Here is an 11,503-nt window from a genome sequence, read left to right as displayed (position 1 = left end):
AGCACATAATAACTCCGCAAGTCATTAATGCTATTGACCAACGCAGCCCAAAAAGTACAACGAGACGGTTAGCCAAATAAATTAATACCTTGCGTCAACTCATCATGTGTACGGGGGAGTAATTTAAAATGAATTATTTAAGGTTTTGTCCCCTAACTAAGATTAATAACTAAAATCAAACATGTACAACTGAATAGCATTTTAGCTTTAGCAATTAAGCGTTATAATGACGCAGATATTAACTCAGCAGTTACGGACGGATTATACGCCTTTTATTAATTCGCTTTTTCTTAGATAAAACCAAGTAGAACAGCCCCATGAGCCCAGAACGTTTAGCCCGAATAAATCAGATGCTTGATAATCGCCAAGTCGACCTGACAGTTTGCCTCGATAAAGTCCATAAATCGCAAAATATTGCAGCCGTGGTGCGCACCGCTGATAGCGTTGGCATCCATCAAATTCATGCGGTTATGCCCGATAACAGCCTTTGGGTTTCAGGCAATACTGCATCTGGTAGTCAGCAGTGGGTTAATACCGTCAATCACCGCAATTTTGATGATGCAAATAAGCTATTTAAAGCGCAAAAAATGCAGGTGTTAGCCACCACATTTTCAGACACTGCGGTAGATTTTCGCGAAATCGATTATACCCGTCCAACCGCCATCATCATGGGTAACGAGCGTGATGGTGTCAGCCCTGAAGCCATCGCAGCCGCCGATCAACATATCATCATCCCTATGATTGGCATGGTGCAATCACTGAATGTATCAGTCGCTGCAGCCTTAGTCATGTATGAAGCCCAGCGTCAACGCCAACAAGCTAATATGTACGGTAGCCGCCAGCTTGATCACAGCTACTGCCAAACCATGTTATTTGAACAAGGTCACCCAATATTCGCCAAGGCCTGCCGTAGAAAAAACATCCCATACCCAGCTATCGATCTGCAAGGGCAAATTGATGCTAGCGATGAATGGTGGCAGCGCATGCGCGCGCCAGATCCACAAGCTGAGCTCGGTTAACATTAACCTTTACTGATATTAAACAAGATAAGAATATCCTCAACACTGAGGCCTAGAGTCTCAGTGTTGTCGGCTCTCGCTTCCTCAATAAACATCCTCTAGCGGCTCTTTGATAAATAAACCTCCATTTGTAAGCAACTTAACCGCTAACAGCGTCTATGCTTATTGTTGTAAATAAAAATTACTTACATAAGGAAATAGGTATGGGGATAACTGCTAAGAATCATTCAAGGGTAAAATTAACAGGAGTTGCCTTAGCAACACTACTTGCGCTTTGTGGCTGTCAATCAACCACCTCTGTCATCAGCGCTAAAAAAGACCTCGATATCAGCGTGACACAAAACACTGGCAGGTGCGTGACGGATAACAATGCCAATATCGGCTCACTCAGGGTATTTACAGCCAATACCCTATCAGGCTATATCGTTGATAATAAATTTGACCAATATGCTAAAGCCCATATTCAGCAATACCAAACCGACATTGTCATCAAAGATATATACCAAAGCGAAGATGCCAGCTGGAGTCAACTTTGTGTCAGCACCCAATTAGATATGACCTTTACCGATAAAGCAGATGCCAGCAAAACATTAACGCTACCTCTATATTTATCATTAGATAAAGGCAGCCCTGTACTTGAGATCCACAGCAATAAAACTGATATTGAGTCAGTAAAAGCCAGTGTCTTTCAAAATAATGCTCGCCCAGGTAAGGCGACGCTAGTGATGAAATGGGTCACCCAATGGCGAGAAGATAATCAAGGAAAAGAACTGCAGCTTTGGAACGGCGAGCTGTTATCGTTTACCTTTGACGATAAAGGCCAAATAAGCGTAGATGGACAATCAGGGCAACCCTATGTCACCTTCCCAATGCCATCGTATTCTATGGTCAATAACCAGCCGTCACAGTCGGTGCAAAAATTAACTTTTACCCTGACAGTGGTTAATGACCAAGCTGACTAAGGTTTATTCTACTTGCGAATGATGACCATGCTTGTTCAAACTCCATTTGAGCAACATGGGGCCGATTAACGTGGTGATTGCTATGATCACCACTAACTCGGTAAATAATTTATTGTCGATAATGTTCGTCTTCAGCCCCATTTCAGCAAACACTAAGCCGACCTCCCCTCGCGGCACCATAGCGCTACCCACAATAAGTTTCTTTTGCCAGTTACCACCAGCAACCGTGCCGGCAACCAGTTTGCTGGCAATGGCTAACAATGACAGCCACAGCAATACCCCGCTAGTACTGTAATCTAGCTGGCTCAGATCTAAGCTTATTCCAACGTAAACAAAAAATATCGGGGTAAAAACGTCAACTAATGCCTTACTTGATTGCTCCATTTTGTGGGTAAAGGCAAAAGGGTTAACTAGGTAGCGATTGAGTGGTGAGGTAAATTGGCGGCTAAGTGCTAAGCCAACCGCAAAGCCGCCTAACAAGGCTGGCGCACCGAATAAGTGTGCTAGCCATGCAAACAAGCACACTAAAATCATAGTGATGATAACTTCATAACCTGAATTATCGCTAGCCGGTTTTAGTACTCGTGCAAAATACAATAACACCCTAGCCACGGGCGGCGTCAGTAACAAAAACACCAGCACTTTAGTGATAAGTAATAGCGTGCTAAATACATCAAACTCCCCATGGGCTGCAAAGTTGAACAAAATGCTGAGCAAAATCACTCCGCCGATATCATCAAATACGGCGGCGCCTAAGATAATATGTCCCGCGGTCGTTTTTGCATGATTGGCATTAACCAACACCCGTAATGAAATGCCAATACTCGTCGCTGTTAAGGCACACCCTAGAAAAATAGCGGTGAATATTGAGTCGGTAAGATAGTAGGCACCACTCACGCCCATCACAATAGCCGGAACAATAATTCCCACTAAGGCCACGCTTACCGCGCGACCACCAGCTTGATAAAGTCTTTTAATTGAGCTTTCACAGCCAATGGAAAACAGCAGCAAGGTCACCCCAAGCTCTGCCAATACAGTCAAAGTAGGATCAGGGCTGATAACATTAGTAAGCGACGGGCCCAATAATAAGCCCGCAAGAATCTCTCCCACCACCACTGGCAGTTCGAAGCGTTGAAAAATCTCGCCAAAAAGTTTGCCCAAAAACAAAATCAGGCAAAGTGAAATAACAAACTGGTCAACGTTCATATTAACCTTAATCTTTTTATTGTTATTGATTAAATATTGAGCGTTTAGATGACAAAGATCAAGGTTGATTTTTAACCAACTGCTAAGCTTATACTTAGTGTCAGAGGAAATGAAAATGAGTAAATTATTTATTATTTCACAACAGCATCAGCAGCAAACTAATGCCATAAAAGAAGGGATTAACCTCGCTAAACAGTTAGGCTTAGTTCCTGAAATCATGTCCTACAGTTATGAGTCCTTAAGTGGCGATGCTTACTATAATCCCCGTATTGCCGGCGTGGTTCGAGAGCAAGTTCGCGCCGATGATAGCGCCGCAGTGAAGCAACAACTGAGTGTTCTCAATGCCAATGAGGTACAGTTTACTAATATGTGGTGTAAGCATTTAGTTGAACATGTATGTGAGTATGTCACCCCCGACAAGTACGCCATGATGCTAAAATCTATTCATGAATCAGCCTGTTTTCGCCCTTTAGATTGGCAGCTTATTCGTCATATCAAAGTACCGTTGATGTTATTGAGTAATCACCCCTTGCATAAGGCAAATTCAATTTTAATGGCGCTGGACTTGGGCACTAGCGATCCACTAAAACAAGCCCTCAACCAAGATGTAATTACCCAAGCCCAGCAACTTGCTAAGGCTACGGGTTGTGATTTACACCTAGGCTACGTGGTGCGTTTTCCGCAAATACTGCGGGATATGGATATCGTCAATACTCACACCTTAGTGAAAGAAGCTTACCAGCGTTATGACAGCAAGATTGCAAAGCTTGGCCTAGATAAGGAGCATGTGCATATCCTGACAGGCAATGCCGATCTATGCCTATTTGAATTAAGTTGTCGCCTAAAAGCTCAATATCTTGTTATAGGCGCTCGCCAGCGAGAAGGCATTATTGGATTTATGCTCGGAAATACCGCTGAGTCCATCTTAGAGCGAGTTCGCAGTAACGTTTTAGTGGTGCCACATCGCTTGGCAGATTAATGCCATTGCTATGACCAAAGGTTTTAAGTTACTTGCTAGCTTCATTTTGTACCTCAAAAAGATTACTTAGGACTTAAACGTCTGGTTCGATTAAATCAAGCCCTACCATCGATATGTGCTATCGTTTGATGGTTGAATTGTATAAGGAAAAATTCAAAGCACGATATCGATTGTAAAGGGTCAGCCCCTCTGCAAGATGTAAACAGCCAACTTATTAGCTATGTATGCTTTCAATCATTGAATAATGGCCACAAACTCACTAGGATCAACTCATCAGATAGCAAACAAGAATTTTCCTATGACCACCGAGCTTTATTTCATCTACGACTCACATTGCCCTTGGAGCTACGCCGCAACACCTTTGGTGAATGCATTACAAGAAGCCTACCCTGAAATGAATGTAAACTTATTACATTGCGCCAATTTCATCGGCAAAGACAGTGCTGGCGAAGAGCAAATGGAAGCGGCAGCAAGAATGAGTGGACTTAAGTTTGGCAGAGATCATATTCGTTATGCCAATAGCCCTAAAAACTCAGTCAAAACGGCTAACTTAATGGGATGGCTACAAAGTAAGCAAGCGAACAAACAACTGCCTGTACTTAATGCGATTCAAAGAGCGCATTTCATCGAAGGTAACCCACTAGACAACAAGCATGATTTCAATGCTATCGTTGAAAAGTTTAAACTGTCGCCATCAAATAAAGTCTTTAAAGATGAGCTGAGTATGGACGCTGAATACGTACTCGAAGGCATTGCCGAAATCCAACAGGTCATTGGTACTAACAGTTTTCCAGCATTAGTGATGACTGTAGGTGATAACGCTATATTTATCGATCACTCAAAATACATCAGTAGCCCGCATACTGTGGTGGCAGCTGTTGAGCAAGAAATAGCTGCGTTTAAGAAGTAATATAGCTAAGGCTAGTCACAAACAAAAAACCACGGTATTTACCGTGGTTTTTTATTGAAATTAAACCTTTAGAGTTTAATTTAAACGCTGAAAAGCGACCAAGGTTTACAGTAACGCCATTAACTCTTTTAAGGCCACAGCCGATTCAGCGCTGATGTTCTGTTAGAATGCAGCCCATAATAATAACCATATGTATTTATTGGGGTTCCATGAAAGAATTTATCATCATTGGCGCAGGGCAGTCTGGCCTAGCTATGGCGTATAACTTATCGAGCAATAATAAAGACTATCTCATTCTCGATGCCAATGAATATATAGGGGCTCCATGGCTCAAGCGCTGGGACTCTTTAACCCTGTTTACTCCCACTGAATATAACCATCTACCGGGTATGAAATTTCCTTTTCCCAAAGGTTATTACCCCAATAAATATGAAGTGGCAGACTACTTAAAAAGTTATGTAGATAAGTTCTCGATACCGATTGAGTTTAACCAAAAGGTCACCTCGATTAAAAAAGTGAATGGTATTTTTGACATAACTACTGCCAGCACAAGCTATAAAGCCAAACAAGTCATCATTGCCACCGGGCCGTTTCATACCCCTTACACCCCACCTTGTCATGCTGATATTGCCAAAGATGTTGTTCAACTGCACAGTGAAAACTATAAAAGCCCATCTCAACTGCAACAAGGTGATTGTTTAGTCGTGGGTGCGGGTGATTCTGGGGTGCAAATATTATCTGAAATAGCCGATACCGGCCGCACAGTGCATTTTTCTGGCACCAATAAAATCAAAGCCATTCCCCAAGCCTTTTTAGGTAAAACCCTATGGTGGTGGTTCACCAAAATCGGCTTTTTATCGGTTAACCGTTTTAGCAAAATTGGCAAGTGGTTGAGCAGCGGCGTGCAACCTGTCATTGGCACTGACGTAAAATCACTACTAGCAAAAGACAATGTCATCCACATGGGCAGAACCTTGTCAGCCGATGAAAGCAGTATTAAATTTCAAAAAGGCAGTGTGAGTAGCATCAGAAATATTATTTGGGCTACAGGCTTTAAACCCAACTTTTTTTGGATTGACGGTATCTCATTTGATGAAATGAACTACCCCAGCAATTATCGCGGTGTCAGTAATGATATTGAGGGCTTGTATTTTATTGGCTTGCCGTGGCTTTATACCCGAGGCTCTGCCACCCTAGGCGGCGTTTACAAGGATGCGCAGTACTTAATGAATTACATATCTGAAAACGTTAAAGCGGCTTAAAAGCAGATATCAAGAACGCGCTATTAATATTAATGGCTTGTTCTCTAAAACAAAAAACGGAATGAGTGGCAGCTCATTCCGTTTTTTATTTTTAAGCAAAGTCGTTTAAAAATTCAATTTCTTCTATTGGCCTAACTGATACTTTGCACTTGAGAAGCTAGCAACCAAATGGCTAAGGCAAAAAATATCAGCCCCATAAACTTATTTTGATAGGTTCTAAACTTGTCATTTTTAAGCAGCGGCTTACCTAAACTGCCCACTAAAGCCACCAGCAGTAAATTAAAAGCGAGCCCCATGACGTTCAGTATCAGCCCAAGAGTCAACATCTGCTCGCCTGAGCTGGCACTAAGCTGGGTTGAGACAAACTGCGGCAAAAATAACACAAAAAATATCAGCGCCTTGGGATTAAGCAGGTTACTCATTACCGCGCGGCGATAAAGTAATTTGGCTAAATTATTTTGCTGCTCAATTTCAGGGGCATCAGCTGCGCTGCTGCGCATACAATCCCAGCCCATTTTTAATAAATAAGCGCCGCCTAGCACCCGCAGCACTTCTAATGCCATCGGGTTCATTGCCACTAACGCCGACACGCCCATAGCCGCCAGCAAGGTTAAAATAAGCCCTGAGGTCGCATTGCCAAAGCTTGCATACACGCCCACCTTGCGGCCATAACTTAAACTCGAGCTGGCAATCAGCAGCATGTCAGGCCCGGGAATTAACAATAAAGCGACCACTGTGGTTAAATAAACAGGAAGTAAAGCCAGATCAATCATGATAAATACAAAATTAGTGATAAAACAGCCGCGGATTCTACAGTTATCCAACATGAATAAAAGTCATCTTGTGTTTAAATGAGATCTTGAGTTGGCAGAGTTTATTTACAGCTAATATTAGAGGCTGATGTTAAAGGCTGAATTAAGCTAAAGATAGCGTAAGCTGAAACAAGCTAAATAGAATTAGCTGCTATTACTTCGCAGCTGCATAGTTCATCAAATTACGGTATGAATCCACATGATACTTGTCACTGCCTCTCACTAAATATAGCCAAAGCTTAAAACACCCAAATCTAAAAAAGTGTTATTGCTGAGCGGCTGCATAGTTCATCAGGTTAAGGTATGAATCGACATAGTACTTGTCACGGTTGGCCGCTAAATAAGCCAATAGTTCAGCATGAGCTTTGGATGATACCGATAAGTAATCACCGCCCACCCCATGAAAAACTAAGTTAATCAGCAAGGTATCTGTAGAGGTATTATTAATATAAGCAATTAACGCTTTACCGGTTTCGCCGGTTGGGTAAATGATGGGGTTAAAGCATGTGTCAGCGCCGTGGCCTTTAATCGCGGTAAAGAGGTGGTTTACTTTGTTAAGGTACTCTTGACCACCAGTCGAGTCATCATCTAAGCGTAAAGCACTGCCCACCAGTAAATCACCGCAAGGGACGGTATAGGTGCGCTCAGTTTTACCATCAATAGCATTTAAAAAAGTATTAGCAGCACTAAGCTCATCAATCATCTGTGTGACACTATAATGATCAAGGTCTTGCTCTACCTTAACCCAGCCCCTATTGGGCAATGAGGCGCGGCAAGGATGCTGCATACTGTGATTACCTAGCTCATGACCTTGTTTAACTGCAGCTTGCCACTCACTCTTTCGCTGCGCTAATACCGAAGACGTGGAGATAACATAAAAAGAGCCCTTAAAATGATGCTTATTCAGTGCTGGCAACACATTGTCTAAATGGCTGTTTAAGGCATCATCATAAGAAAGGCTCACTGCTAGTTTTTCGCCGTTAGGCCAAGTAAACCTTTGAGTTTCAGCTGCCGACGCTGAAAAACAGGCCAATGGGAGTAAGACCATTGACCTTAAAATCTGTAATATTTGTTTATTGATAATCAATTTCGCGCCCATAAAAGTCATGCCAGCCCAGATTTTTATAAATCCAAATATAAAACAAGCTATAAACTAACATATAAATCAGCCTATTATGCATACTCTGACTTTCACTGAGTCGTTATTATTTCGAAATAACAATACGTGGATCTGTGCCTTCATCACAGCCTTCAAGCATCACCAAATAGTCAAAGCTTTCCCCAACGTCAAGCTCTTCTTTCACTTTGCACTTTACTTTACCTTTTTTAAAATTCTTACCACATTGTTCTTTAAGCGGCGAATTTTCGGTAAACTTTAACTTAAATTTGGCTCTATTATTATCGCTCATTTCCCAAGTGATAAAGTCACCTCGCTTAGCGCAGATACACGCTTCAACCCCTTCACATTGCCCTTGCTCACAGCCGCTACCTTCATTAGGTGTTACCGTGACAGCGCACTCATTGGCAACCAAGCTAATGGTTTGATCTTCTGCAAGACTTTGTCGTGAAAACATCCCCAATAGACCTATGAGTGTAACTAAGGTTAATACTCGAGCTGTGAGTAATGGTTTTATAGTAATATTCATTGCCTTCTTCCTTGTTTTATTGCGTTATGGCATCGCCATGTTGACGTAAACACCTTGAAACTGAATATCTCTAGCCAGCAACTTTTTCGAATAGCCTAATTTAAGGGCATTATCGATATACTGAATAGCCAGTTGTTTTTCATCACAATTTATCGCCGCAATGGCCATATCATAAAAAAGATATGGATCGGGGCTATCTTGTAATTGAGTTGAGGTTATTTTTTGCAATGCCGGTTCACACTCCCCAAGCTCTGATTGATATCTGGCAAACATGGCTTGCATAACATGGTCGTTAGGATTAACTACAAATTGCTCACGAGCTAATTTATAGGCTTGTTGATAGCTTTGAAGGGCTTGAGTGGTATCACCGGAAAACTTTTCTGCATCCGCTAAATTAGCCCACAACACAGGGTCGTTGGGGCTCAGCTTAATGGCTTTACGATAACTTTGAGCAGCATCAGTAAACTCATATCTAAAAAAGAGTGCTGTCCCAAGGTTTGAGTAAGTTAACGCATTAGGTGCTAAAGATAATGCGGTTTGCCACGCCATAGTGGCCTTTTCTAATTCATCATCAAGAAAATAGGCGCCGCCTAAACTACTGTAGCCATTAGCGTAGTCAGGCTTTAATAATGTGACTTTAAGGTATTTATCTTTGGCTTTTTTATATTGACCATTATTAAAGTAATAATTGCCAAAGCGCTGATAATTTTTCCAGTATCCCGGCTCTAATTGAATCGCATTAGCAAATAAATCCACCGCCTTATCATTGTGACCCAGTTGAGTCTGACTGTCGGCTGCGCCAATAATTGCTTCAATATTTTTAGGGTTAAGGGTTAATGCCTCGTCAAAAAACGCAATAGATTGTGAATAACGGCCACTTAAGCGCTCTAGGTTACCTAAGGCAACTAAGCCTTCTTCTTTTAAATTCGACACCTGAGTCAGTGCATTACAAATTTGCTGGGCTGATTCAAACGTCGCAAGTTTTTTATTTATCTGGTATTGATTTAGATAGGTTTGGCATAAACCAGCGCTGGCTAAGGTAAATTCCCCATCAAATGCCAACGCCTTCATAAAATGAAATTCAGCTTGGGCTAATGTGGCCTGAGTGGGAGCTTTAAACAGCTCGCTTTTACCTTGTATATAACTGTCATAAGCTTTGAAATCATCGGTGCTGATAAGGTCCTGACTATCTAATTCACTCGACTGTGCAATCAGTGATAAGGCATTAAAAAGCTCACGATATATTTGTTTTTGCACCAACAAAATATTGCCGACATCACCTTTAACAACCGAAGACCACACCTGTAAATACGTTTTGATATCAGTAATATGTAATATTATTGAAAATTCACCTGCATTTTCAGTAATGGCGCCATCGACTAAATATCGCACCCCGAGTTTTTCGGCATAGGTGGATAGTTTGCTGTTTTGGGGAATTTCATTTACTGCCCGCTGAGACATTAAATTAAAAGCGCTTTGCTTGCTTAAGGCGCTAATCACTTCGCCTTGAAAGGTGGATTCAAAATAATGTGGTAATTGGCTTTGCTCATCAAACACAAAAGGGATAACCGCAATGAGATTATCTTGAATAGGTAGGCTAGTTTTCAGCGCTGCGACCTTGGGTTTTTCATTATAAATAGAGTCAATTAAATGCAGCGATAAAAAGCCACCTAAAATGGACAACGCGCCAATAAAGAAAAAATCAAACGCCAACTGTTTGTAAAACACCTTTTTCTTCGGATGATTTCTATCAGCTTTAAATAAGTCTTTTTTGACCTTAATATCCTGAAACCATGTGTAAATAAGTAATATTGGAAAACCGACAACCAGTACTAAAACAACAATTTTAATGCCCCAATCAGGCACATTAAAAATCGGAAAGATAATGGCTATAATTTGAATAATGAGCCAAGTCATAATCGAAAAAGCCACGCTAACACGAAATAAATTAGAGTTTTTTAACAGGGCAATATTTAAGTGCCATTGCGGTGTATGTGCGCTATCGGCAGAATGCGTGGTAGACAACGGCGCTTTTAACGCAGCACGCTTTCGGTTAAGCGCCTCTTCATCAAGGGGGGCGACTGTCGCGATTAATCGATAGCCCTTTCGGGTAATGGTTTGGATAAAAACAGGGGACTCTTTGTGATCATCTAAGGCGTGGCGAATTTCGCTAATTACATGGCTCAAATTTCTACGCTTTCGATTAAGTTTCCCCCAACCAAAAGCGAGCAATCGCTGACTTGAAAGCAACTGCTCAGGGTTTGAACATAAATATAATAAGATTTCAAAAGCTTTAGGAGGCAAATGACGCCGTTCCCCATGAACAATCACTTCACCATCGTCGGGTAATACCACAATGTCATTTAACACAAAACCTTGACGTAAGTTAGGGTCGATTCCTTCCATATCGCTTTGATTTCTGCCCTTTGAGTCCATAAAAATTGAGCCTTATAGATTCTAATATTTGCTTGATTATGCGGAAACTTCACTGTTAAATGGGGAGAAACTTGATATTAAACTGAATGTTCAGTCTAGGTAGGTTTTGTATATTGCGCAAACCATGTGAGCCCCTTGATTCAGCGATATTAATCACAAAGAAATGACTCTAAAGCGGCCATATCAGGCAATGTAGCGATATACATGCTATCTGTAATTTTTACCGGTTCACTTTAGTAACTGAAATTACATACATAAGTAGTACAAGATA

At 41.5% G+C, this 11,503-nt stretch carries 10 protein-coding genes; 5 read left to right on the top strand and 5 right to left on the bottom strand.

The window, feature by feature from the left end:
- Window positions 1–317: 317 nt before the first annotated feature.
- Together trmH and BCU91_RS16030 are read left to right on the top strand one after the other, a co-directional pair.
- Window positions 318–1,019 carry a tRNA (guanosine(18)-2'-O)-methyltransferase TrmH gene (gene trmH / locus BCU91_RS16035; protein ID WP_102440436.1) on the top strand — a complete coding sequence of 234 codons (702 nt, stop codon included), beginning with the start codon at window positions 318–320 and terminating at the stop codon, window positions 1,017–1,019.
- A gap of 203 nt (window positions 1,020–1,222) precedes the next feature.
- Entirely contained in the window at window positions 1,223–1,981 is a 759-nt protein-coding gene (locus BCU91_RS16030) for a hypothetical protein (RefSeq protein ID WP_102531897.1), read from the top strand.
- A gap of 3 nt (window positions 1,982–1,984) precedes the next feature.
- Here the strand turns inward: BCU91_RS16030 and BCU91_RS16025 are convergent, their stop codons facing one another.
- Window positions 1,985–3,187: a cation:proton antiporter gene (locus BCU91_RS16025; protein ID WP_102531896.1), complete on the bottom strand. Its 1,203-nt coding sequence runs from the start codon at window positions 3,185–3,187 to the stop codon at window positions 1,985–1,987.
- A 115-nt stretch (window positions 3,188–3,302) separates the two neighbouring features.
- Here BCU91_RS16025 and BCU91_RS16020 point away from each other — a divergent pair, with 115 nt between their 5' ends.
- From BCU91_RS16020 to BCU91_RS16010, 3 genes are all read left to right on the top strand, one after another.
- A complete protein-coding gene (locus tag BCU91_RS16020) occupies window positions 3,303–4,166 on the top strand; it encodes a universal stress protein (protein ID WP_102440449.1) in 864 nt (287 codons plus the stop codon).
- 298 nt (window positions 4,167–4,464) lie between these two features.
- The gene (locus tag BCU91_RS16015) at window positions 4,465–5,076 is read left to right on the top strand and encodes a protein-disulfide isomerase (RefSeq protein WP_102531895.1); all 612 of its coding nucleotides are present in this window, start codon (window positions 4,465–4,467) and stop codon (window positions 5,074–5,076) included.
- Window positions 5,077–5,285: 209 nt separating this feature from the next.
- Entirely contained in the window at window positions 5,286–6,338 is a 1,053-nt protein-coding gene (locus BCU91_RS16010; RefSeq protein WP_102476684.1) for an NAD(P)/FAD-dependent oxidoreductase, read from the top strand.
- Between the two features lie 131 nt (window positions 6,339–6,469).
- On the opposite strand, the gene BCU91_RS16005 is transcribed toward BCU91_RS16010, so the two are convergent.
- From BCU91_RS16005 to BCU91_RS15990, 4 genes are all read right to left on the bottom strand, one after another.
- Window positions 6,470–7,111: a LysE family translocator gene (locus BCU91_RS16005; protein WP_198589375.1), complete on the bottom strand. Its 642-nt coding sequence runs from the start codon at window positions 7,109–7,111 to the stop codon at window positions 6,470–6,472.
- A 304-nt stretch (window positions 7,112–7,415) separates the two neighbouring features.
- Window positions 7,416–8,198: a polysaccharide deacetylase family protein gene (locus BCU91_RS16000; protein WP_102531908.1), complete on the bottom strand. Its 783-nt coding sequence runs from the start codon at window positions 8,196–8,198 to the stop codon at window positions 7,416–7,418.
- A gap of 157 nt (window positions 8,199–8,355) precedes the next feature.
- A complete protein-coding gene (locus BCU91_RS15995; protein WP_102531894.1) occupies window positions 8,356–8,796 on the bottom strand; it encodes a hypothetical protein in 441 nt (146 codons plus the stop codon).
- A 24-nt stretch (window positions 8,797–8,820) separates the two neighbouring features.
- Complete coding sequence (locus BCU91_RS15990; protein WP_102531893.1) at window positions 8,821–11,232, bottom strand: tetratricopeptide repeat protein; 2,412 nt, start codon at window positions 11,230–11,232, stop codon at window positions 8,821–8,823.
- Between the last annotated feature and the right edge of the window lie 271 nt (window positions 11,233–11,503).

This window comes from Shewanella sp. 10N.286.52.B9 (genome assembly GCF_002873635.1).
In the GTDB taxonomy this organism is placed as follows: domain Bacteria; phylum Pseudomonadota; class Gammaproteobacteria; order Enterobacterales; family Shewanellaceae; genus Shewanella.
The sequence above is the reverse complement of the archived record's forward strand: the minus strand, read 5'-3'. Positions and strand labels throughout refer to the sequence as shown.

Excerpts from the sequence above, each read along its gene's own strand:
- trmH (WP_102440436.1), top strand. The coding sequence starts at position 318 with ATGAGCCCAGAACGTTTAGCCCGAATAAATCAGATGCTTGATAATCGC.
- BCU91_RS16030 (WP_102531897.1), top strand. The coding sequence starts at position 1,223 with ATGGGGATAACTGCTAAGAATCATTCAAGGGTAAAATTAACAGGAGTT.
- BCU91_RS16025 (WP_102531896.1), bottom strand. The coding sequence starts at position 3,187 with ATGAACGTTGACCAGTTTGTTATTTCACTTTGCCTGATTTTGTTTTTG.
- BCU91_RS16020 (WP_102440449.1), top strand. The coding sequence starts at position 3,303 with ATGAGTAAATTATTTATTATTTCACAACAGCATCAGCAGCAAACTAAT.
- BCU91_RS16015 (WP_102531895.1), top strand. The coding sequence starts at position 4,465 with ATGACCACCGAGCTTTATTTCATCTACGACTCACATTGCCCTTGGAGC.
- BCU91_RS16010 (WP_102476684.1), top strand. The coding sequence starts at position 5,286 with ATGAAAGAATTTATCATCATTGGCGCAGGGCAGTCTGGCCTAGCTATG.
- BCU91_RS16005 (WP_198589375.1), bottom strand. The coding sequence starts at position 7,111 with ATGATTGATCTGGCTTTACTTCCTGTTTATTTAACCACAGTGGTCGCT.
- BCU91_RS16000 (WP_102531908.1), bottom strand. The coding sequence starts at position 8,198 with ATGGTCTTACTCCCATTGGCCTGTTTTTCAGCGTCGGCAGCTGAAACT.
- BCU91_RS15995 (WP_102531894.1), bottom strand. The coding sequence starts at position 8,796 with ATGAATATTACTATAAAACCATTACTCACAGCTCGAGTATTAACCTTA.
- BCU91_RS15990 (WP_102531893.1), bottom strand. The coding sequence starts at position 11,232 with ATGGACTCAAAGGGCAGAAATCAAAGCGATATGGAAGGAATCGACCCT.